Origin of the sequence: Halomonas sp. MCCC 1A13316 (genome assembly GCF_014931605.1) — a bacterium.
Classification (GTDB): Bacteria; Pseudomonadota; Gammaproteobacteria; order Pseudomonadales; family Halomonadaceae; genus Halomonas.
Map to the genome: position 1 here is coordinate 2,817,391 of NZ_CP053382.1, position 22,675 is coordinate 2,840,065.

The window sequence follows — 22,675 nt, forward strand, 5'->3', positions numbered from 1 at the left end:
TCGCGGTCTGTTCGCCGCCGACCGTGGCAGGCAGTTCAATCGGCGTCCACCTCGGCAGTAGCCGGCCATCCAGACAGCTCCTGTTCATCGACCCGCATCAGGCTACGGCCCAACTGCTGTGCCAGGCACTCGGCCAACCGCACGCCGACCCGCTCGCTGGAGAGCGGCTCGGCAACCAGATCGGCCAGACGGGTCATGGCCATGCCGGCATAGCCGCAGGGGTTGATGCGCTGGAACGGTGTCAGGTCGGCCTCGACGTTCAGCGCCACGCCATGATAGCTCGCGCCACGCCGGATGCGCAGGCCCAGCGAGGCGATCTTGGCCTCGCCAACATAGACCCCAGGCGCATCCGGGCGCGCCCGTGCCTCGACACCATGCTCGGCCAGCACGGCGATGACGGCGTTCTCGAGTACCGAGACGAGTTCACGCACGCCGAGCCGCGCCCGGCGCACATCGAGCAGCGGATAGAGCACCACCTGCCCCGGGCCGTGGTAGGTCACCTGCCCGCCGCGATCCGTCTGTACCACCGGAATATCTCCCGGCATCAGCAGATGCTCGGGCTTACCCGCCTGGCCCTGGGTGAAAACCGGTTCATGCTCCACCAGCCAGAACTGATCCGGTGTTGCTTCGCCGCGGTTGTCGGTAAGCTCGCGCATGGCCTGCCACACAGGTAAATAGTGGCGCCGCCCCAGGTTCAGCAGAGCGATGGGTGAGGAATGGCCGTCCTCGCTCATGTCACACCACCATGTGCACGCGACCGGTGGCCTTGAGATCGGCGAAAAGCGCCTTGAGCTGGGCCTCGCCGGTGGCGCGCAAAGTCAGTCTCACCGACAGGAAGCGAGCATTGCGGCTCTCCACCACTTCGATGCTGGACGCATCGAAGCCGGCATCATGACGCAGCACCACCTGACACACGCTAGCAGTGAAATCCTCGGCTGCGTCCCCCACCACCTTGATCGGGTAATCGCAAGGGAAGGTGATCGTCGGTGCCGCTGGCTGACGCAAATCGCGCAGTTTGTTGTCTGTCATGGCTCTCTAAGGTCTCGAAGACAATTTCCGAGCATTTTACTCAACTATTACCCGTCGACCAAACCGCACCTAGAACCAGCCGCTGAGCAGGTTGCTGAAGAAGCGCCGTACCTGATCGAAAAGCCGCTTGAACAGTCCACCCTCCTCGATCGACTCGAGGGCCACCAGCTCTTGTTCGCCCACGACCTCCTCGCCGAGACGCACCTCGAGGGTCCCGACTCGATCGCCGAGACTGATCGGTGCGGTAAGGTCCGGGCGTATGTCCAGGCGAGCACTTAGCTCATGGTTACGCGCGCGCGGCAGCGTCATGGCGACATTGCTGTCGACGCCGACGCGCAGCTCATCCTTTTCGCCCCCCCAGAGGCGCGGCGTATTCAATACCGCCCCTTGTTCGTAGAGCTGAAGGGTCTCGAAGTAGCGAAATCCATAGCTGAGCAGCTTCTGGGTCTCCTGCGCACGAGCCTCCTCGGAGTCGGTACCCATCACTACCGCAATCAGACGCATGTCATCGCGTACGGCCGAAGCCACCAGACAATATCCGGCCTCTTCGGTGTGGCCAGTCTTCAGTCCATCCACCGTCGGATCGCGCCATAGCAGCCGGTTGCGATTGGGCTGACGAATATCGTTGTAGGTAAAGTATTTCTCGGCGTAGATGGCGTAATGCTCGGGATAGTCGTCGATGATGTACTGAGACAGCAGCGCCAGATCCCGAGCCGACGAGTAGTGCTCGGGGTGAGGAAGTCCCGTGGCATTGACGAAGTGGGTATTGTTCAGACCGAGCCGGGACGCGTGCTGATTCATCATGTCGGCGAAGGGCGCCTCGCCACCGGCCAGGTGTTCTGCTACGGCGATGCTGGCATCGTTACCGGACTGGATAATGATTCCGTAAAGCAGGTCACGGATCGAAACGTCGGTATTGACTTCGATGAACATCTTGGAGCCGCCCGTACGCCAGGCGTTCTCGCTGACACGAACGGTATCGTCCATGCTGATATTGCCGCGATTGAGTTCGCGCTCGACCAGGTAGGCGGTCATCAGCTTGGTCAGGCTCGCCGGCGGCAGACGCTCGTCGGCGTTATTCTCCGCCAGCACCCTGCCGCTATCGGCATCCATCAGTATCCACGACTTGGCCGCAACCTGAGGCGGTGCGGGTATCACGGTTTGGGGCTGTGGTGCCGGCACCGCCTGGGCCAGGGCCTGGGAAACGATCAAGAGCAGGCTCAGCAGCGTCAACGGCAGAAGCCGTGAGCGGAAACGGGAAAGCAGTACTCGCATGGGCATGGATCTCATTGATGCGTCGAGAAGTATCAAGGGTAAGCGCGCCAATCAATCGGCGGCTTTGACGATAAAGGCCTGGTCGAAACCGGCACGTCTCAGTTCATCGCGGACGGGCTCGACCTGTCCGGCATGGGCCAGAGGGCCAACCTGGACCCGATACATTCCGGTGCCATCCGCGACACGCACCGGATGCGACAACTCGTGCTCTAGACGAGTCTTGAGCGCCTGGGCATTTTCGGCCGAGCCCAGCGCAGCGATCTGCAGGTAGATCGGCGCATCGCGCCCAGGCTCTCCGGTTCCACTGCGTGCGGCATTGCCGGCAGTCGTGCCGGCAGTCGCCGCCGCGTCATCGGCTTGTGTCACCCCCGCGCGGGGCGTCGATGCGGCAGCCGTTTGAACAGCGGTCGCAGTTGTCCGGTTCGCGTTACCGCCGCCGTTTTCAGCCAGCCAGACAGCAGGATCGATCGCTTCGACCTTCACTCGGCCAGTGCCGCGGTCAAGGATATCGAGTCTTGCCGCAGCGGCATAGGAAAGGTCGATCTCGCGTTCACTATGAAAGGGACCACGATCGTTGACACGCACGATCACCGAACGACCATTGTCGAGACTGGTGACCCGGGCATAGGTCGGCAGCGGCAGCGAGCGGTGTGCCGCGCTCATCTTGTACATGTCGTATATCTCGCCGTTGGATGTGGCATAACCGTGGAACTTCTCGCCATACCATGATGCCGTGCCTTGCTGCGCATAGCCGCGAGCATCCGACAGCACACGATAGGTCTTGCCCCACACCTCGTAGACCGGGCGATTGCCTCCTCGCGAGGGTGCTTCAACGCGTGGTACGGCATTGGGAATCTGGCTCACGTCGGGCGGGTCTTGCGGGTAAGCGTCGCCACTCATAGCGTAGCGCTCCCCCCCCGTCGACGTCGCGGCTGGCCCCTGCGCTGCGCCGTCTCGCTGTGCCGGGACGTTCGAACCGCTGCCGGCACAGCCAGCCACCAAGGTCGTCACGATCAGTACCGCCCACACCATTTTCACAGCGATCCCTCCTGCTCGGCGGCTACGGACGCGGACAGCGGAAAGGGCTCGAGAGCGCGCTGATCCGCTATCGCTTCGGCCAGCTCGGTCACGGCCATGGCATACAAGTGGCTATGGTTGTAGCGCGTAATGACGTAGAAATTCTCGAATCCAAGACGGTAGCGCCAGTCCGTATCGTCAATTTCCAAGGCCAGCGGGATGACCGCTGTCGCTGCATCGAGTTCTGCTCGAGGCATGATCCCGGCTGGCTCCAATTCACTCAGGTACTGGTAAGGCCGCTGGGTGCTGTTGAACTCGATCGCCTTGGGAGGCTCGTCTGGCCCTTCGGCTTCGGTATAGATGGGTTCGTCGCGACGCCAGCCATGCTCGGCGAAATAGTTCCCTACACTGCCAATGGCATCGACCGGGTTGGTCCATAGATCACGCTGGCCGTCGCCGTCGAAATCCACCGCATAGGCGCGGTAGCTGGTAGGAATGAACTGGGGATAGCCCATGGCACCGGCATAGGAGCCCTTGAGGCTACCCGGGTCGACACCCTGTTCGTGGCTGATTTCGAGAAAAGCGGCCAGTTCGCCGCGAAAGAAACTGCCGCGGGCCGGGTGATGGAAAGCCAGTGTGGCCAAAGAGTCGATGACGCGGTGACGCCCGGTAAAACGGCCGTAGCTGGTCTCGACTCCGATGATGGCGGCAATGACTTCCGGCGGCACGCCGTACTCGGCCTGGGCGCGGGAAAAGGCATCGTCATGGGTCTCGATGAAGGCGACACCACGGGCGATTCGTTCCGGCTGAAGGAATATCTCACGGTATTCGTCCCAGCGCAGCCGGCGCTCCGCCGCGCCCGCCATGGCATCTAGCACGCCCTGCTGAAATACGGCGTCATGCAGTGCCGCTTCCAACCAGTCGCGTTCGATGCCGTGCCCGCTGAGCTCATTGACCAGCAGCCTCGCCCCCTCATGCTGAGCAGGGTCGAAGTCCGCTGCGTGCAAGGTCGGCGCCAACATCCATAGCGTCGTGGCCACCAGCGCACCGCCAGCCCCTTTCCACTTTCTCGATGGCTTCATGCTTGCGCCACTCCTTGATCGGGGCCACTTCGTCCAGACTCGCACCACACTGCACCCGGCCATTAGCGCGGCAGCAGGCGACGATGCCCATGAATGGACATGAGAATACCGAATCCCGCCATCAAGGTCACGCTGGAGGTCCCACCGTAACTGACCAGCGGAAGAGGCACCCCCACAACGGGTAGAATCCCGCTGACCATGCCCACGTTGACGAAGACGTAAATGAAAAAGGTGAGGATGATGCTGCCACCCAATAGCCGCCCAAAGGTATCGTGCGCAGCGGTGGCAAGCCACAGCCCGCGAATCACGATCAGGAGATAGAGCAACAGCACGAGCAACATCCCCACCAGGCCGAACTCTTCGCCTAGTACCGCCACAATGAAGTCGGTGTGTCGCTCGGGCAGGAACTCGAGCTGGGATTGGGTCCCCTGCAGCCACCCCTTGCCCCACAGGCCACCGCTACCGATGGCCGTGGTCGATTGAATGATGTTCCAACCGGCTCCCAGAGGGTCGCTTTCGGGGTTGAGAAAGGTCAATACCCGCTGGCGCTGGTAGTTGTGCAGATTGATCCACAACAATGGCAGCGCGGATGCGGCGGCGACGCTGAGCAGGCCGATGAAGCGCCATGAGAGTCCCGCCATCAGCACCACGAAAACTCCTGCACACCCCACCAGCAGCGAAGTACCCAGGTCCGGCTGCTTGGCGATAAGCACGATCGGCACGCCGAGTATCGCCGCACAGATCAGCAGGTCCTTCCAGCGTGGCGGAAGTTCGCGCCGGCCCAGCCATGCCGCCAGCATCAGCGGCATGGCCAGCTTCATCAGCTCGGAGGGCTGGAAGCGGATCACGCCGGGAATTTCCAGCCAACGTTGCGCCCCCATGCCGACGTCGCCCACGAGTGCTACCGCGATCAGCATCAGCAGGCCGGCGCCATAGACCAGCGGCGCCCAGCGCAACAGCGTGCCGGGTGGCAGTTGTGCCAATAGCAGCATCACCACGAGCGCGACCAGCAGGCGTGTTCCCTGCGCCATCACCACCTCGATGCGCTGGCCGCTGGCGCTGTAGAGAACCCCCAGCCCGGCGACCAGCAATACCAGCAGCAGCAGCAGCAGCCAAGGGTCGAGGTGTGTCCGTTCCCAGATGCTCTTGCGCCGCGAGATGCCACTTACCGGGGCCCGCACCGGTCGGGCTCGCAGTCCCTTTGTCAGTCCCATCAACGTCATCGTTCAGTTCCCCGCCACGCTACCGGTGTCGCTCTCCATCACCTCGCGCACCTCCTCGACATCGGGGGCCTCCTCCTCCAGCAACCAGGCGTCGGTCATGGCTCGTGCCAGGTGCGCGGCATGGGTGCTCCCGCCGCCGGCATTCTCCACGATCACGGCAACGGCGATCTGCGGATCCTCCAGCGGAGCAAAGGCCATGAACAGCGCATGGTCGCGAAGCCGCTCGGCCAGCTCTTCGGCGTTGTAGCGCTGATCCTGCCCCAGCGAAAAGACCTGGGCGGTGCCGGACTTGCCGCCCATACGGTATTCGAGACCTACCCCGGTGCGTCTGGCCGTTCCTTCATGCCCGCTAAGAACTTTCTCCATGCCGGTGAAGATCCGGCCCCACCAGCCGTCATTGCTGATGACGATATCGTCGGGTGTATCCGGCAACTCCGTCGGCACCTCCTCATCGCCGATGCGCCCCGCCAGACGTGGCCTCACCCATTCCCCGCGATTGGCAAGCACGGCGGTGGCCGTCGCCAGCTGCAACGGGGTGACCTGCCAATAGCCCTGGCCAATACCGACCGAAAGCGTTTCACCGGGATACCAGGGCTGATTGAAACGAGCCCGCTTCCAGTCACGCGAAGGCATCAGCGCGCTACTCTCTCCGAACACGTCATGACCGACGCGCTGGCCGAAGCCGAAGGCGCTCATCTGTTCGTGGAGGCGGTCGATGCCCAGCTCATGCGCCAGCGAGTAATAGTAGGTATTGTTGGAAACGGCAATGGCGCGCTCCATGTCGACACGCCCATGCCCCCAGCGCAACCAGTTGCGGTAGCGACGGCTGTCATTGGGTAACTGATAGAACCCCGGGTCGTTGATGGTCTTTTCCGGGGTGATTACCCCCTCGGCCAGGCCGGCCAGTGCCAGGAACGGCTTGATCGTCGAGCCGGGCGGATACTGGCCGCGAATGGCTCGGTTGAACAGCGGCAGGTCGATATCCTCCTGCAGCGCGCGGTAGGAGGCAAAATCTATCCCAGTGACGAACTGATTGCTGTCGAACCCGGGTGCCGACACCATGGCCAGGATCTCGCCGGTTTGGGGGGCGATGGCGACGATCGAGCCGCGGCGGTTGTCGAGCAGCTTATAAGCCAATAGCTGCAACTCTTTATCCAGCGTCAGCGTCAAGTTCTGCCCCGGAACCGGGTCGGTGCGACCCAGCTCGCGCAGCACCCGTCCACGGGCATTGGTCTCCACCTGACGCAGGCCGGCCTGGCCGTGAAGCACGTCCTCGTAGAACCGCTCGACCCCGGTCTTGCCGATGAAGTGGGTGCCTGCGTAGCGCCCGGAATCGAGCTCCTTGAGTTCGTCGGCATTGATACGACCTACGTAGCCCAGAGCATGCGCCATGACTTGGGCGTCGGGGTAGTAGCGCAGCAGTTGGGCCTCGACCTCGACCCCGGGGAGGCGATGCCGGTTGACCGCCAGCCGGGCGATCTGCGCCTCATCGAGATCGCTCATCAGTAGCGCCGGTTGGAACGGCCGCTGACGCTGGCGCGCGCGAATGCGAAATTCCTCGGCCTCTTCAGGGCTCAGCTCCAGCAACTCCTCCAACCGGTCCAGGGTAATATCGAGGTCGTCGACCCGTTCACGCGTCAGGGTCAAGTTATAAGTGGGGCGATTCTCAGCCAGCAGCACACCATTCCGGTCGTAGATCAATCCGCGGGTGGGCGGCAAAGGCTCCACCCGTACGCGATTCTTCTCGGAGCGGGTACTGTAGACTTCATGCTGAACCACTTGCAGATACACTAGCCGCCCCATCAGCAATCCCGTCAAGAGCAGGATCGTCAATACGGCAAGAAACGCACGCACGCGAAAGATGCGCAGCTCTTGTTCGGGGTTCTTCAAAGTATTACGGCGGTCGCGCATGCCGAAAATTGTCTCGACTCAGGTTGTCGTAAAGCCGCCGTTCAGCGGTGGTAGGGGTGCCCTACCATCAGGGTCCAGGCGCGGTAGAGTTGTTCGGCCACAATCACCCTGACCAGCGGATGCGGGAGGGTCAGCGGCGACAGCGACCAGCGCCGGTCGGCCGTCGCCGAGAGTTCCGGGGCCAGTCCGTCCGGCCCACCGACCAGTAACACCACATCGCGTCCCTCATGGCGCCAGGTTTCGGCCTCCCGGGCCAGTCGCTCGGTGCTCCAGTTCTTTCCATCGACCTCAAGTGCGACCGTGAGTTCATCACCGCGCAGCCGCTCGCGAATTCGCTTGGCCTCGAGCGCCACGGCTCTGGCCGTGTCGGAGTTCTTGCCACGCTGACCGGGAGCGATTTCCTCGACTTCCAAGGCAAAATCGCGTGGCAGACGCTTACGATACTCCTCGACACCTTCACTGACCCAGCCAGGCATTCGTGTGCCGACCGCCAGCAGGCGGATCCTCATGCGCCACCGTGTTCCTGCTGCTGCTCCGAATCGCTCGGCAAGTCGGCCCACAGCCGCTCCAGATCATATAACTGGCGGGTCTCGGGGAGCATGACATGGACGACCAGATCGCCCAGGTCCACCAGGACCCAGTCGGACCCGACCTGCCCCTCCACCCCCAGCGGCTGGATACCGCTGGCCTTGGCCTGATGGACCACGTGCTCCGCAAGCGCGGCAACGTGACGCGTGGAGGTACCGCTGGCCACGATCATCAGGTCGGTAACACTGGTCAGCCGGGATACGTCCAGCTGCGCAACGTCCTTGGCCTTCAGGTCATCCAACGCCTCTACCACCAGAGTCTTGAGCGAATCGTTCTGCATAGCCCCTCATCAACGGGAAGTCTTGGTCGCCGCCATTGTAGCGTCTTGGGAAGCCGCTGGCAGCGCTCAACGACGTCGATAAAGCAAGTTGTCGTGAATTCTCTCCTCGACGGCTTCTGGTAGCAGAAAGCGGACGCTCATATTCGACGCGAGACGCTGACGAACCTCGGTCGCAGAAATTGCCAAGCGCGTGGGCAGCGCAAGGCGCAGCAGGCTGCCAGCGGGGCGCCGCATCAATGCGCCGGGACTGTAGACTTCGCGCCCCTCGATCAGCTCGGCCAAAGCGGTCGACAACGGCGCTTCGCAGCCGGGACGCTCTATCACTACCAAGTGGGCCAGCTCGAAGATGCGCTGCGGTGAGTGCCAGTCTGCCAGGCGCAGGAAGGCGTCATGACCCAGCGCCATGACGAGCCTTGCCTGACTGCCATATTCGCTGCGCAGGCTGGCCAGGGTATCGGTGCTGTACGACGGTCCGTCGCGCTCGAGTTCTCGAGGGTCGGCGACCAGCCCCGGGGTGTCGCCGATTCCCAGCCGCAGCAGCGTCAGGCGCTCCTCAGGCGTAACCTGGGGTGTGTCACGCAGGGGCGGCGCCTTGGCCGGCACCATGTGCACCCGATCCAACTGCAGGACTTCGAGCAGCTCCACGGCACTGCGCAGGTGACCCAGGTGCACGGGATCGAAGGTACCACCCAGCATGGCCACTCGCGGCGGCTCCAGGGGGACCGCGGCATGCTGGGCCGGCAGCGCACTGGTCTGCTGAGCGGTCACCGGCGAACCTGGCCGTCGCCGAGCACCACGTACTTGCGCGTGGTCAAGCCCTCGAGCCCCACCGGTCCGCGGGCATGCAACTTGTCGGTGGAAATGCCGATTTCGGCCCCCAGTCCATACTCGAAGCCGTCGGCGAAACGGGTCGAGGCATTGACGATCACCGAACTGGAATCGACCTCGGCCATGAAGCGACGCGCCAGTCCGTAATCCTCGGTGACGATGGCATCGGTGTGGTGCGAGCCATAGCGCTCGATGTGTTCAATGGCGATATCGATACCGTCGACTATGCGAACCGCCAGGATCGGCGCCAGATATTCGGCATGCCAGTCATCGTCGCTCGCGGTGGCAATATCGGCCAGAATCGCCCGAGTACGATCGCAGCCACGCAGCTCGACGCCGTGCTCGGCATAGGCATTGGCCAACCGCGGCAACAACGCTGCGGCGGCGGGCGCATCGATGAGCAGCGTCTCCATGGTATTGCAGGTACCGTAGCGTTGCGTCTTGGCATTGACGGCTATCGCCAAGGCCTTCTCGGGATCCGCCGTGGCGTCGATATAGACATGGCACACCCCATCCAGGTGCTTGATCACCGGCACCCGCGCTTCGCGCGAGATACGCTCGATCAGCGACTTGCCGCCACGGGGAATGATGACGTCGACATACTCCGGCATGGCAATCAACTGCCCTACCGCCGCACGATCGGTGGTCGCCACCACCTGTACGGCGTCCTCCGGCAGCCCGGCCAAACGTAGCCCTTCGCGAATGCAGACGGCAATCGCGGCGTTGGAATCGCGCGCCTCGGAGCCTCCGCGTAAAATGCTGGCGTTGCCCGACTTCAGGCACAGGCTGGCGGCTTCCAGCGTCACATTGGGCCGCGATTCGTAGATGATCCCGATCACGCCGAGCGGCACCCGCATCTGGCCCACCTGAATACCGCTGGGGCGGTAGCGCAACCCTTCGATCTCTCCGACGGGGTCGGGCAATGCCGCCACCTGCCGCAACCCTTCCACCATGGCATCGATGCGACCCTCATCCAGTGCCAGGCGGTCCAACAGCGCAGGCTCCAGACCGTTGTCACGCCCGCGTGCAATGTCCTCGGCGTTGGCGGCCAACACGTCGCTGCGGCGATGCTGGAGCTGCTCGGCCATGGCCAGCAGGGCGCGATTCTTGTCGCCCGTGACGGCACGACGCATGTGGGTGGCCGCGGTACGCGCCGCCTGGCCAAGGCGAGTCATGTAGGCGACGACATCACCTACTGCGGCTTCGGTGCATTCGGTTTGGGAAGCGTGAGCGGACATGCTGAACGAAGTTCTCCTGGCAGAGCGCCACATGGCGCTGCGGGCGTTATACTGGCGCGACTCCACGTCGACCTCCATAGTAAGGCACCATGCAGAGCAAGTACAAAGTCGGGCTGATGCGCCTGAACCTGTGGGCCGCAGCGCTACTGTTGATCCTGCTGGCATACCTGTCGGAACGGCTGTCCAGCGCCCTGTTGCTGGTCCTGGCCAGCGTCTGGTTGATGGTGACTGCCAGCCTGCTCGAGATGAGCCACCGGCGGCCTGCCACCGTGCCCTGGCAGCTGCTGCCCAGCCTGCTGCTGGCCGGCCTGCTCGTCGCCGATCCGGAACGGCACGCGCTGTGGCTGTGGGTCTGGCCCGCCCTACTGATGCTGCCTCAGCCCGGCTGGGTGCTGGCCCTTACCTGCACGTTGGCGGTGCTGACCTGGTGGATGCTGGCGGACTTGCTGGGGATCGAGCAGACGCTGTTCTCTGGCCTGGTATTGCTGCCACTCATGCTGCTTGGGCTGGCGCGTAACCGCCACTTGTTGCCGACCCGCTCCGTCGCGCGTCAGCGTATGCGCCTGGTACCAGGGCTCCCCTTGTGGAGCGGCCAGCAGCTATCCACCGACCTGCGCCGGGAGCGTGCGCGTTGCCGGCGCGAAGGGGTGCACGCCGAACTGATGCTGCTACGCACTTCGCGCCGTCAGCTATGGCCGCTGGCCCAGGACCTGTGCCGCCTGACCCACGAGTTCGAGAGCTGCTATCGCCTCGATCACCGCACCCTGGCCACGCTATTGCTCAGCCGGGATAAAAAGCAGGCAAGCGAACGGCGCCATACGCTACTCAAGGGGTTGCGTCCCAGCGCCAAGGTCCGCTTCGCCCCGCTGAGCGACCTGGGCACCCTGGAGGAAGCGGTGCAGCGCTTCGAGCGCCAGCGCGACGACCTCCAGATCGAGACGGAGAGCCCCCATGGCTGACGACAACCGCACCCATATGACGCGTATCGTCATTGCCTATGCGATTGCCACCCTCTTGCTGGGCGGCTATTCGATCTGGCGTTATCTGATGGGCGATTACAACCACATTCTGCTGCCTGCCTCTCTTGCCCTGGTCATGCTGGTGGCCTGCCTGATGTGCATCGCCAGCGCCAGTCAGGCCCGGCTGTCGGCCTATCTGGCGTTGATCGTCGGCTACCTGATGCTGGCTCTGGAACTGCCATGGCTGGACGAGGCGGGAATCATGTGGCTAGGGTTCGCCCCCTTGCTCACGGTTCTACTGCTACCCCTCGCCTCCGCCATGCTGCTCAATCTTCTGCTGGCTCCGGTCTGGCTCCTGCTCAGCGACATGCAGTTGGATGTCCACCTGGCACTGAGTTATGTCGCCATGGCCCTGGTGGCTGCTCTGGTTCCTTGGGAGCAGCGCCGCCAACAGGCGCTGCTGGACGCCACCAACCCCCGCGACCCTAACTGTAACGCCCTGGCTCGCGAGGCCATGCATGAGTTGCTGGCCAGCGAGTACAAGCGCACCCAGTTCCTCGGCCAGCCCTTTGCCGTACTTACGCTTCACCTGCCGCAGTTGGAAATGGCCAGTGAACAGTTCGGCAGCCGGGCGCGCCAGGCCCTGCTCGATGCGCTTTGTCTGGTCGTCAATCGCTTTTCACGACGCCACGACTTCCTCGGCCGGCAGAGTGCCTGCACTTTCTGGCTGGTACTGCCGGATACCAGCCAGAGCGGTGTCCAGATGGTGCAGCAACGCGTCGGTCAGGCGCTTGAAACCACGGTACTGGTGGATACCGGGCCGCTTCAGGTGAAAATCGCCCATTGCCAGCGCCTTCCAGGGGAAAGCTGGCCGCGCTTTGAGCAGCGCCTGCTGACCATGACGCGACAACTCAGTAACAACTGAAGCGATTGCCGTGTTCAGGAGCTGGTAACCAAGGAGCCGATGCTTGAGCCTGACCGAAACCCTGCTGCAACTCGCCCCTTCTCCCGAAATACTGCTGTTCGTCGTGGGCGCCATCGCTTTGTTCGAGTCGCTGGCCTTGGTCGGTCTGCTGCTACCCGGCGTGGTTCTGATGACGGCAGCGGCCTCGCTGGCCGGCCACCAGGACATGTCCGTGACCTCGCTGCTGCTGGCGGCCTTCAGCGGTGCCATACTCGGCGACGGGCTCAGCTTTACCCTGGGCTATACCCAGCGGGAGCGGGTCACTCGGCTGTGGCCACTGTCACGCCATCCGGAATGGCTGGCGCGAGGTGCTCGCTTCTTTCAACGCTACGGTAGCCTGTCGGTATTCTTCGGGCGCTTCGTTGGCCCGGTGCGTCCCGTGATCCCGCTGATTGCCGGCATGCTGCATATGTCACCACGTGCCTTCCTGTGGGCCAATCTGGCCTCGGCGGCCCTGTGGGCACCAGCCTATGTACTGCCAGGGTACCTACTCGGGCAGACCTGGCAGCAATTGTTAACGATCCCGGCGGGGCTGGAGGCGTTGCTGATCACGCTGGCTGTAATCGTCGTGGTGCTGGTAGTGACCTTCTCGTGGCTGCGTCATCAGGTGAGCCGTTCCGGGCGCGTTTACCGAATGCTGGCGCGCGGCGCAAGACGCCATCCCCTGCTGCGCCGGATCTGGCTCAAACGGAGCTGGCAGGGCGAGATACCCCTGGCCAGTTGGCTGCTGCTGATCTTCTCGCTCGGCGGGCTTTCAGGCCTGACCATTGCGGTCATTCGCCAGCGCGGCCCCTTCCCTATCGACCTGCAAGTGTACGCTTTCTTCGACTCCCTGGTGGTGCCGATGCTGCCCGAAGCGGGCCAGTTACTGGCCCGCGTCGGCGATATCATCGGCATACTGGCCCTGTTCCTGCCCTGGGGCGCCTGGCTGCTGGCCCGCCGACACCTGGCCGCCCTGACGCACGTCGCCGCCGGGCTCGGCGGCCTCGCCGTGCTGAATATTCTGGGCAAAGCGCTAATCGGCCGTCCACGCCCCGATACGCCCGACTACCTGCTCGGTTCGCTGGCCTACCCCAGCGCCCACGCCTCGTCCGCTGTGGTGTTGTATGGCCTGGCTGCCGCCTTCATCGCCCAGGAACTGCCCTCACAGCGACGCTTCTGGGCCTACTGGCTGGCCATTGCTCTGACCTTGCCCATGGCGCTGTCGCGCCTGGTCGTCGGCGTGCACTGGCTGACCGATCTGATCGGCGGCGGTCTGCTGGGGCTGGTGGTCTGCGCGCTGGTGCGGCTGGTCTGGCAGCGCAGGCCGCACGCCCCGCTCTCACCCTGCCCGTGGCCCTGGCTGTCAGTCGCCTCGCTGGTATTGCTCAGCGCTCGGGTAGCGCTGCTGCCGGCCGTGTGACGAGCGTTGCCGCGGACCTCAGCCAAAGGCCAGCCAGAGGCCGACGCCGACCATCAGCGTGCCGGCAATACGATTGAGCAGCCTTACGTTACCGCTCTCGCCGAGCACGCGCCTCAGGCCGCGCCCGCCAGCGGCATACAACAGCAAACTCAGGAACTCGATGGTGAGGATCACCGCAATCAGCGCGCTCAGTTGGCCAGCCAGCGGGCGCGAGGCGTCGAGGAAGGGCGGCAACAGGGCGACGAAGAAAGCCCAACCCTTTGGATTGGCCACCGCGGTGACGAAGCCTTGCAGTGCCAGTTGGCCACGTGTAGCCGGTGCCAGCTCGATGCTCTCGAGCGGAATGGCCATGCGTCCGCGGGAGCGCCACATCATTACCCCCAGATAGCAGAGGTAAGCGCCGCCGAGCCACTTGAACACGGCAAAGAGTCCGGGTTGGCGTAGCATCAGAGTGGCCACGCCGGCACCGGCCGCGGCCGCCACCAGGCCGACGCCGACGAGCTCGCCGCCCATCATCCACAGCGTGCGTTTCACCCCCTGGGTCATGCCCAGCACCATCGACAGGGTCATGCACATGCCCGGCGTCAGCGAGACGAACAGAAAGGTCGGCAGGAACACCGACAGCAGCGATAGTTTGATCATGAGAAGGGTCTCGGAACTCGTCCTTGTGCGCCCAGCCTGCCAGAATTCGATGACGCTCGGGTGGCGTCAGCGTGGGTACGACGCTTGCTCCCCCCAGCGCGGCAGCAAGTGATGCTCGATACCAAGCTGGTTGAGGATTCGAGCCACGATGAAGTCGACCAGGTCGTCGACCGTCGCTGGCCGGTGATAGAAGCCAGGCGCAGCCGGCAGGATCACCGCCCCCATGCGAGTCAGGTTGAGCATGTGTTCGAGGTGAATGGCCGACAGCGGTGTCTCGCGCGGCACCAGGATCAGTTGGCGGCGCTCCTTGAGCGCCACGTCGGCGGCGCGCTCGATCAAGTTGTTACTGGCGCCGGTAGCCACTGCCGAGAGCGTGCCGGTTGAGCAGGGGCAGATCACCATCGCAGAAGGCGCGCCTGAGCCCGACGCCACCGGCGCCATCCAGTCCTCGCGCCCGAAGCAACGAATCTGACCCTCGGCGGCCCCGCTGCGCTCGACGAGCGCCTGGGCCATCCGCTCGGGCCTCGCCGGCAGTGTAACGTCGGTTTCGGTCTCGATGACCAGGTGGGCGGCCTTGGAGACCATCACCCATACCTCATGGCCAGCCAACACCAGCGCCTCGACCAGGCGCAGGCCGTACTGGGCGCCCGAAGCTCCGGTGATCGCAACCGTGACCGGTTGGCGCAGCGTCTGCTCAGCCATGAGCCACCTCAAGTGCTGCGAGCAGTTTCTCGTGGATACCGCCGAAGCTACCGTTGGACATCACCACTATCCGATCGAGCGGGCGCGCCTCGGCCACCAGCGCCGTTACCAGGACTTCTATATCCTCCTCGATCCGTGCCGGCACAGGACTGGCCTCCACCACCGGAGCCAACGACCAGTCGAGGCCCGGCGGCTGGTACCAAAAAGCCAGGTCGGCGGCAGCGACGCTCGCCGCCAGGCGCGCGCGCATGGTCCCCAGGCGCATGGTATTGGAACGTGGCTCGATCACCGCCAGCAGGCGTCCGCGCGGCGTGGCGGCACGCAACCCTTCGAGGGTGGCAGCGAAAGCCGTGGGATGATGGGCGAAATCGTCGATGACCTGAATCCCGGCAACCTCACCGCGCACCTCCTGACGTCGACGCGGCGTCTCGAAGCGAGACAGCGCGGCGCAGCCTCGCGCCAGATCGACGCCGCAGGCGTGGGCTGCCGCCAGTGCCGCCAAGGCATTGCGTGCGTTGTGGGTGCCAGTCAGCGACCAGTCGACCACGGCGTCCTCGTTCACCTCCCCCTGCTGGTGCACTACCCGGAAGCGCGAGGCGTCATCACGCTCCAGCTCCAGCCGCCAAGGGCTCGCGTCGTCATCGCCGAAGCGCTCCACCGTCGTCCAGCAACCCATGCCCAGTACGCGGTCGAGCGCTGGCTCGCCATCGGCAACCAGCAGCCGGCCGCGACCCGGGACGGTACGCACCAGATGATGGAACTGGCGCTCAATAGCAGCAAGATCGGTAAAAATGTCGGCGTGATCGAACTCCAGGTTGCCGAGGATAGCGATATCAGGGCGGTAATGGACGAACTTGGAGCGCTTGTCGAAGAAGGCGGTATCGTACTCGTCGGCCTCGACCACGAAGGGCGAACCCGCAGCGCCGAGACGGGCCGACATACCGAAGTTGCGCGGCACACCGCCGATCAGAAAACCCGGTTCGAGCCCGGCCGACTCCAACAACCAGGCGGCCAGGCTCGCCGTGGTGGTCTTGCCATGGGTACCGGCCACGGCGATGACCCGGCGTCCGCACAGCACATGCTCTGCCAGCCATTGCGGTCCCGAGGTGTAGGGGATGCCCTGGTCGAGTAGCGCCTCGACCTCGGGATTGCCTCGCGACAGCGCGTTGCCGACTATCACAAGATCGGGGCGCGGCGTCAGATTGGCCTCGCCATAGCCTTCATACAGGCCGATGCCGGCCTCTTCGAGCTGGGTACTCATCGGCGGATAAACGCCCGTATCCGAGCCGGTGACGATATGCCCCAGGTCGCGCGCCAGCAGGGCCAGACTACCCATGAAGGTGCCGCAGATACCGAGAATATGAAGGTGCATGGAGTTCCGACCTTAATCACCTGGTAGAGCAGGCAGGCAGCGCCCGCCGGAAAGGAACCGGCAGACTAGCACGGCCTGACGGCCCCCCTCCAGCGGCGTGCAGGTTCGCCGCCTTTCGTCTAAAATGTTTCGCCTTGTCGTGAATGAAGCATGAAATGGACATTCTCCAGGAGCACATAAGCCCCATGGCCCAGCATAACGCCTTCTATGCCCAGTCAGGCGGTGTCACCGCCGTGATCAACGCCAGCGCCTGCGGTGTGATCGAAGCCTGCCACCAACACTCCGATAGCATCGGCAAGGTCTATGCCGGACACAACGGCATCATCGGTGCCCTGACCGAAGACCTGATCGACGTGAGCCAGGAGTCGGTCGAAGAGATTGCCGCGCTGCGCCATACGCCCGGCGGCGCCTTCGGCTCCTGCCGCTACAAGCTCAAGGACATCGAGAGTCATCGCGCCCAGTACGAGCGCCTGATCGAAGTCTTCAAGGCCCACGACATTCGCTACTTCTTTTACAACGGCGGCGGCGACAGTGCCGACACCTGCCTCAAGGTCTCTCAGCTCTCCGAGAAGATGGGCTATCCGCTGACCGCGATCCACGTGCCCAAGACCGTGGACAACGACCTGCCGATCACCGACAACTCGCCAGGTTTCGGCAGCGTGGCCAAGTACATCGCCACCTCCACGCTGGAGGCCTCTCTCGATATCGCCTCGATGTGCGCCACCTCGACCAAGGTGTTCGTGCTCGAGGTGATGGGCCGCCATGCCGGCTGGATCGCCGCCGCCGGCGCCCTGGCCGGTGAAGGTGAAGGCCAGCCTCCTCACCTGGTGATCTTTCCCGAGGTACCGTTCGAGCGCGGCAAGGTCATGGCCCGCGTCGAGGAGTGCGTGAAGAAGTACGGCTACTGCGTGATCGTGGTTTCCGAGGGCGCGCGCTACGAGGACGGTACCTTCCTCGCCGATTCAGGCAATACCGACGCCTTCGGCCATCGCCAACTGGGCGGCGTGGCACCGACCCTGGCCGGCATGGTCAAGCAGGACCTCGGCTACAAATACCACTGGGCGGTAGCCGACTACCTGCAGCGGGCAGCACGCCACCTGGCTTCGCGCACCGACGTGGAACAGGCCTATGCCGTGGGCAAGCAGGCAGTGGAGCTGGCCGTCGCCGGCAAGAACGCCATGATGCCGGCCATCAAGCGGGTCAGCGACGAGCCCTACGAATGGCGCATCGAGCCCGCCCCCCTGGCCGAGGTGGCCAATCGCGAGAAGTTCATGCCCCGCGAATACATCCGCGAGGACGGCTTCGGCATCACTAACGCCTGTCGCCGTTACCTGTCGCCGCTGATCCAGGGCGAAGACTACCCGCCATTCGAGAACGGACTGCCCAAGGTGGCAAACCTCAAGCTGGCCAAGGCCGAACGCAAGCTGCCTGAATTCAAGCTCTGAGTCGCAGCCCAGCTAACGACGAAGCCCCCGCATCGGCGGGGGCTTCGTCGTTTCGGTTATCGCTCGACACAACCTTTGTTTATCGCAGCAACCAGGAGAGCACCAGCAACAGCAGCAGAATCCCGGCTACTCCTTGCCAGAAGTTGGCCGGCTCACGCAAGAAGCGTCGAGGGTTGCGACGCTGCGACTCGCCTCGGCCAGTGTTATGCCGAAACGCGTAGAGCAGTTCGGACATGCGCCGGAAGCGCAAGGAGCGCTGGGGATCCAGCGCTCGCCGCAGGGTGTCGTCGAGCTGAGGAGTGATTTCGGGATTGTACAGCCTGGAGCTGCGATAGCTGAGTTGCTCGAGATCGGTATGACTGCGCAGGCGATCCGGGCTCAGCTCATAGGGGAGCTCTCCGGTCAGCAGCCAGTAAACCGTCGAGGCCAGCGAGTACTGGTCGCTGCGCCGACCGACGTTATCGTCCAGCGCATATTCCGGCGCACTGTGCTCGGACAGGCCGGTCTGACGGGCCAGCTCGCGTGAGCGCCGATGACCGTCCAGATCGCGCATGTGGCAGGCACTGAAGTCGGTCAGTACCACTTGGCCATGGGTGTCGATCAGGACATTGTCGGGATGAATGCGCTGATGGAGCACCTCGCGATGATGCAGGGCTTGGACCGCCTTGCCCAATTGCGCCGCAATATCGAGTCGCTGGGCCAGGCTGGCCTGAGGATGGCGCCGGGCCCACTCGGTCAACGTCGTGCCCTCCACATAGGCCATCAGGTAGTAGAGGTAGCGCCGCGGACGCGAGGACTCCATGACCCGAGCCAGGAACGGTGACTTGACCCGCTCCACCACCCACTGCTGCAGCAGGAAGTGCTCCAGATAGGCATTACGATTGGACAGTTCGGGGCTCGGTGCCTTCATCACCATCTCGCGCTCGGTGCGGCTATCGCGAACCCGGTAGACGCGCGACTGGGCGGTCCGCGACAGCACTTCCTGCACCTCCATTCCATCGATACGCTCTCCCGGGGAGAGTTCGGGCGGGATCGGCAGGTCGCCGTATATGCGGCTGGGGTGATCCTGCTCGATCTCGGGCAACTGGTCGATACGCACCAATTGGAAGCAGAACTGGTCGGCCCCATAGCCCCGCGCCTGGGCCCTTTCCCGCGCCGCCACGGCCAGCCTTTCGCAGGCCGCATCGAGATCGCTGGCATCTTCACGGATCAGGCGCACGTAATCGGACGGCATCAGGGTGCCGCGTACCGCCTGGGTGGTGAAGAGGAAGATGTCACCCTGTTTCAGCGGCAGCTGCATGTAGTCGATGTCGATACTGCCATCAAGCCCCAGGGCCCGAGACGGGTAGCGATAACCGCCCAGGTCGGTCACGTGATCGCGGGTGAGCTGCTCGAACTCGGCCCCGCGCAGGCGAAAGACCAGGGTATCGCCCATATGGAACAGGTGGGCGTCACGCCCGCGATAGACCATGGCGGAAAGAGAGGCGACATAGCTGCCCCCCTCGACGAAGGTGCTCTGGCTGTAACACCAGCCGTTGAGCGCCCTCAGCACGCGAGTGGCCGACGTTTTCACGTCCCAATGATCCGGCGTGGAAAAATAATCGGCCAGAAACCCCCTCACGCTGAGATCGCCGGCCTGCTTGGCGATGGCATTGCGCGAGCTGGTGTCGCTGATTACCGCACAGGCGCCCTTGGCAGCGGACTGAGCGGCCTCGCCGGGGATACGCACCGACATGGAGCTGCGATGATGCCGACGATCCGGCGCCACAAAGGCCTGCCCGACACTCAACGACAGTCGATTAGATGGCAAGACACGCTCCTTCAAGATATCGCCGCTGATCACCGCTCACTCCGCATGGCTGGCCGAACCGCCTGACGTCGGCCATCATACACGGTTGCAACAAACTCAACCTGTCAACCAAAGCCCAAGTCGACCAACGGCCCACTTCACCTATGTCGCATTGGTAATCACCGGGCCTGGTCCGTATAATTCTTCGCATTTTGCGGTGTCTCCAAATTTCGCCTAACGAAGGAAGCGACGATGAACTTCGACCACATCCCTGCCGGCAAGGATCTTCCCAACGACATCTATGTCGCTATCGAGATCCCTGCCAACCACGCGCCGATCAAGTACGAGATCGACAAGGAGATGGGCGCCCTTCTGGTTGACCGCTTCATGGCCACACCGATGTTCTACCCGGCCAACTACGGCTTCATTCCGCATACCCTGGCCGACGACGGCGACCCGCTCGACGCCCTGGTGGTCACGCCCTACCCGGTCCAGGCCGGCAGCATCATCCGCGCCCGCCCGGTCGGCATCCTCAACATGACCGACGAGGCCGGCGAGGACGCCAAGCTGGTATGCGTGCCCCATGCCAAGCTGACCACCCTCTATGACGACGTGCAGGAAGTCACCGACCTGCCTGAACTGCTGCGTCAGCAAATCGCTCACTTCTTCGAGAATTACAAGGACCTCGAAAAGGGCAAGTGGGTCAAGGTGGAGTCCTGGGAAGGTGTCGATGCCGCTCACAAGGCCATCGAGAAATCCGTGGCCGCTTACGCAAAGGATTGAGCCGACTTCGCCAGCCATCTCCACGGGCCGTCCTTCGGGGCGGCCCGTTCGTATTCATGCGACACCAGGGCGCACCCGTAAGGTTCTAACGCTGCCGTCGACTGAGTTATTCTGGAACTCTGCGCTTCGCTGGTGAGACAACCCAAGCGAGTATCATGCCGCCCTGACTATCGATCGCCTTCGTACTGCCAGAGGACACCCTGCGTTGACTAGCCGTCATCTCGCCATACGTCTGATCTGCTGCGTGCTGTTTTGGCTGCCGCTGGCCACCCAAGCCCAGTGGTTCTCCTCGTCGTCCAGCGGCCAGGGCGACTTCCTGCCGGTCATGGAAGCGTTCCAGCCCAGTGCCTGGCATGATGGCGAAACACTCTATATCGGCTTCGAGAATGCCGAAGGCTACTACCTCTATCGACACCGGCTCGGAGTCGAGAGCCAAGACGACGCGTTCGAGGTCGGCGAGCCATCCATTCCCGCGGGTGAGTTCAAGAGCGACGAGTTCCTCGGCGACGTCTACGTCTTCTACGATCGTGTGGTCTTCGAGGCGCCGCTGCAAGGCAATGCCGAAGGCCCCCTGGACATCTCGGTCAGCTTCCAGGGCTGTGCCGATGCCGGGCTCTGCTACCCCCCCGAGCAGGTCGAACTGCAGGCTCCCGCCAGTGCCATGCCGGCCGCTTTCGTCGGCTGGCGGGACGCCGGCGACAGGGACGACGAACCCAGCGAAGACAGTTCCGCTGCGCCCCCTCCCGCTCTACAGAGCGAGGACGGCCGCTTCAGCAGCCTGATCGGCGAAGCCAGCCTGCCGCTGGCCCTGGGCCTGTTCTTTCTCGCCGGGCTGGGCCTGACCTTCACACCCTGCGTGCTGCCGATGGTGCCGATACTCTCTTCGATCATCGTCGGCCAGCAACCCTCACGCCCGCGCGCCTTCGTTCTCTCCGCCAGCTATGTCGCCGGCATGTCGCTCACCTACGCCCTGGTCGGCGTACTGATGGGCCTGTTCGGTGCCGGCCTCAATATGCAGGCGCACCTGCAGTCCGCCCCCGTACTGATCGTCTTCGCCCTGCTCTTCGCACTCTTCGCCCTGGCCATGTTCGGCGCCTTCGACCTGCGCCTGACGCCACGGCTTGCAGGCCGCATCGATGCCTGGCAAGCCCGCGCCCAGCGCAGCGGGCCATTGGGCCTCGCCGCCGCCGGCGCCCTCTCCGTCCTGGTGGTCTCGCCCTGCGTATCGGCACCGCTGGCCGGCGCCCTGGTGTTCATCTCCTCCACCGGCGACGCCGTGATGGGTGGCGCCGCCCTGCTGACCCTCGGCCTGGGCATGGGCGTGCCGCTGTTGCTGGTGGGTACCTTCGGCGCCACCGCCCTGCCACGCAGCGGCGCCTGGATGAACGGGGTCAAGATCGCCTTCGGCATCCTGCTGCTCGGCGTGGCCATCTGGCTGATCGAGCGGCTCATTCCCGCATCCGTCAGCCTGTTGCTGTGGGCGGCACTGGCAATCGGCAGCGCCCTGGCGCTGGGCGCGCTTTCGCTCAACCTGGCCCAGGGCTGGCCCCGGATGCGCCAGACCGTTGGCCTGATGTTGCTGGCCTGGGGAATCGCACTGGTGTTCGGCGCCGCCATGGGTGGCAGCGATCCACTGCGCCCTCTGGCCTCGCTTCCCTCGAGGGAGGGCACCGTCGACAGCGTAGAAGTTGTAACGGTGGAGGATTTCGAGGGGCTGCGCAGCGCGCTTCGCAAGAGTTCCGCCCAGGGCCAGCCCACCTTCGTGCACTTCACCGCCGACTGGTGCATCTCCTGCAAGCAGTTGGAGCGGCAGGTCTACCCGGCCCCCCAGGTCGCCGAGCCGCTATCGCAGTTCACCCGCATCAACGTTGACGTCACCCGCACCAACGCCACTACTCGCGAAGTGCTCGACCACTTCAGCCTGTTCGGCCCGCCGAGCCTGCTATTCTTCAGCGGGGAAGAGGAGATCCGCGAAGCCCGCATCCAGGGTGAAGTCGGGGCCGGCGAACTCGCCAGTCACCTGCGCGGAGTACTCGACTGGTTCGAGCGACAGCAAAGTTGACTCTGCCCTCTCCAAGCATGGGCGGCAGCCTGCGCGAACAGTGTTCCCGACCAACTGGACATCCCCATCGATTTTAGGCACACT

At 63.9% G+C, this 22,675-nt stretch carries 21 protein-coding genes; 6 read left to right on the forward strand and 15 right to left on the reverse strand.

Annotated elements, in window-relative coordinates; all coding sequences use genetic code 11:
* Positions 1 to 35: 35 nt before the first annotated feature.
* From lipB to HNO52_RS13020, 11 genes are all read right to left on the reverse strand, one after another.
* A complete protein-coding gene (gene lipB, locus HNO52_RS12970) occupies positions 36 to 734 on the reverse strand; it encodes a lipoyl(octanoyl) transferase LipB (RefSeq protein WP_197565702.1) in 699 nt (232 codons plus the stop codon).
* A gap of 1 nt (position 735) precedes the next feature.
* Entirely contained in the window at positions 736 to 1,029 is a 294-nt protein-coding gene (locus tag HNO52_RS12975) for a YbeD family protein (protein ID WP_197565703.1), read from the reverse strand.
* A gap of 69 nt (positions 1,030 to 1,098) precedes the next feature.
* Positions 1,099 to 2,304, reverse strand: coding sequence for a D-alanyl-D-alanine carboxypeptidase family protein (locus HNO52_RS12980; protein WP_197565704.1), 1,206 nt, complete (start codon positions 2,302 to 2,304; stop codon positions 1,099 to 1,101).
* A gap of 51 nt (positions 2,305 to 2,355) precedes the next feature.
* Positions 2,356 to 3,336 carry a septal ring lytic transglycosylase RlpA family protein gene (locus tag HNO52_RS12985; protein WP_197569227.1) on the reverse strand — a complete coding sequence of 327 codons (981 nt, stop codon included), beginning with the start codon at positions 3,334 to 3,336 and terminating at the stop codon, positions 2,356 to 2,358.
* 2 nt (positions 3,337 to 3,338) lie between these two features.
* Complete coding sequence (gene mltB, locus HNO52_RS12990) at positions 3,339 to 4,403, reverse strand: lytic murein transglycosylase B (RefSeq protein ID WP_197565705.1); 1,065 nt, start codon at positions 4,401 to 4,403, stop codon at positions 3,339 to 3,341.
* Positions 4,404 to 4,465: 62 nt separating this feature from the next.
* Positions 4,466 to 5,617: a rod shape-determining protein RodA gene (gene rodA, locus HNO52_RS12995; protein WP_232090294.1), complete on the reverse strand. Its 1,152-nt coding sequence runs from the start codon at positions 5,615 to 5,617 to the stop codon at positions 4,466 to 4,468.
* Positions 5,618 to 5,629: 12 nt separating this feature from the next.
* Complete coding sequence (mrdA, locus tag HNO52_RS13000) at positions 5,630 to 7,537, reverse strand: penicillin-binding protein 2 (RefSeq protein ID WP_197565707.1); 1,908 nt, start codon at positions 7,535 to 7,537, stop codon at positions 5,630 to 5,632.
* A gap of 41 nt (positions 7,538 to 7,578) precedes the next feature.
* Positions 7,579 to 8,046 (reverse strand): 23S rRNA (pseudouridine(1915)-N(3))-methyltransferase RlmH, encoded by a 468-nt coding sequence (gene rlmH, locus HNO52_RS13005; protein ID WP_197565708.1) that lies wholly within the window; start codon positions 8,044 to 8,046, stop codon positions 7,579 to 7,581.
* Positions 8,043 to 8,405, reverse strand: coding sequence for a ribosome silencing factor (gene rsfS / locus HNO52_RS13010; RefSeq protein ID WP_197565709.1), 363 nt, complete (start codon positions 8,403 to 8,405; stop codon positions 8,043 to 8,045). Before rsfS ends, rlmH begins: the two co-directional genes overlap by 4 nt.
* A gap of 66 nt (positions 8,406 to 8,471) precedes the next feature.
* A complete protein-coding gene (gene nadD / locus HNO52_RS13015; RefSeq protein WP_197569228.1) occupies positions 8,472 to 9,101 on the reverse strand; it encodes a nicotinate-nucleotide adenylyltransferase in 630 nt (209 codons plus the stop codon).
* Between the two features lie 68 nt (positions 9,102 to 9,169).
* Complete coding sequence (locus HNO52_RS13020; RefSeq protein WP_197565710.1) at positions 9,170 to 10,471, reverse strand: glutamate-5-semialdehyde dehydrogenase; 1,302 nt, start codon at positions 10,469 to 10,471, stop codon at positions 9,170 to 9,172.
* Positions 10,472 to 10,560: 89 nt separating this feature from the next.
* On the opposite strand from HNO52_RS13020, the gene HNO52_RS13025 reads away from it, so the two are divergent.
* The 3 genes from HNO52_RS13025 to HNO52_RS13035 are packed head-to-tail and all read left to right on the forward strand — an operon-like array spanning position 10,561 to position 13,796.
* Positions 10,561 to 11,430: a hypothetical protein gene (locus HNO52_RS13025; protein ID WP_197565711.1), complete on the forward strand. Its 870-nt coding sequence runs from the start codon at positions 10,561 to 10,563 to the stop codon at positions 11,428 to 11,430.
* Positions 11,423 to 12,355 carry a diguanylate cyclase domain-containing protein gene (locus tag HNO52_RS13030; protein WP_197565712.1) on the forward strand — a complete coding sequence of 311 codons (933 nt, stop codon included), beginning with the start codon at positions 11,423 to 11,425 and terminating at the stop codon, positions 12,353 to 12,355. The genes HNO52_RS13025 and HNO52_RS13030 overlap by 8 nt, the downstream gene beginning before the upstream one ends.
* Positions 12,356 to 12,398: 43 nt before the next feature.
* Positions 12,399 to 13,796, forward strand: a complete 1,398-nt coding sequence (locus HNO52_RS13035) for a bifunctional DedA family/phosphatase PAP2 family protein (protein ID WP_197565713.1) — start codon at positions 12,399 to 12,401, stop codon at positions 13,794 to 13,796.
* Between the two features lie 18 nt (positions 13,797 to 13,814).
* Here the strand turns inward: HNO52_RS13035 and HNO52_RS13040 are convergent, their stop codons facing one another.
* The 3 genes from HNO52_RS13040 to mpl all read right to left on the reverse strand — a co-directional run bounded on the left by HNO52_RS13040 (position 13,815) and on the right by mpl (position 16,512).
* Positions 13,815 to 14,438 carry a LysE family translocator gene (locus HNO52_RS13040; RefSeq protein WP_197565714.1) on the reverse strand — a complete coding sequence of 208 codons (624 nt, stop codon included), beginning with the start codon at positions 14,436 to 14,438 and terminating at the stop codon, positions 13,815 to 13,817.
* A 66-nt stretch (positions 14,439 to 14,504) separates the two neighbouring features.
* A complete protein-coding gene (locus HNO52_RS13045; protein WP_197565715.1) occupies positions 14,505 to 15,140 on the reverse strand; it encodes a flavin prenyltransferase UbiX in 636 nt (211 codons plus the stop codon).
* A complete protein-coding gene (mpl, locus tag HNO52_RS13050) occupies positions 15,133 to 16,512 on the reverse strand; it encodes a UDP-N-acetylmuramate:L-alanyl-gamma-D-glutamyl-meso-diaminopimelate ligase (RefSeq protein ID WP_197565716.1) in 1,380 nt (459 codons plus the stop codon). Before mpl ends, HNO52_RS13045 begins: the two co-directional genes overlap by 8 nt.
* Before the next feature lie 185 nt (positions 16,513 to 16,697).
* Here mpl and HNO52_RS13055 point away from each other — a divergent pair, with 185 nt between their 5' ends.
* Complete coding sequence (locus HNO52_RS13055; protein WP_197565717.1) at positions 16,698 to 17,957, forward strand: 6-phosphofructokinase; 1,260 nt, start codon at positions 16,698 to 16,700, stop codon at positions 17,955 to 17,957.
* A 79-nt stretch (positions 17,958 to 18,036) separates the two neighbouring features.
* Here HNO52_RS13055 and HNO52_RS13060 read toward each other — a convergent pair whose 3' ends face one another.
* On the reverse strand, positions 18,037 to 19,692 hold the full coding sequence (locus HNO52_RS13060) for a protein kinase domain-containing protein (protein ID WP_442907178.1): 1,656 nt from the start codon (positions 19,690 to 19,692) through the stop codon (positions 18,037 to 18,039).
* A gap of 306 nt (positions 19,693 to 19,998) precedes the next feature.
* On the opposite strand from HNO52_RS13060, the gene ppa reads away from it, so the two are divergent.
* Entirely contained in the window at positions 19,999 to 20,529 is a 531-nt protein-coding gene (ppa, locus tag HNO52_RS13065; RefSeq protein WP_197565719.1) for an inorganic diphosphatase, read from the forward strand.
* Positions 20,530 to 20,734: 205 nt separating this feature from the next.
* The gene (gene dsbD / locus HNO52_RS13070; protein ID WP_197565720.1) at positions 20,735 to 22,591 is read left to right on the forward strand and encodes a protein-disulfide reductase DsbD; all 1,857 of its coding nucleotides are present in this window, start codon (positions 20,735 to 20,737) and stop codon (positions 22,589 to 22,591) included.
* Positions 22,592 to 22,675: the final 84 nt, after the last annotated feature.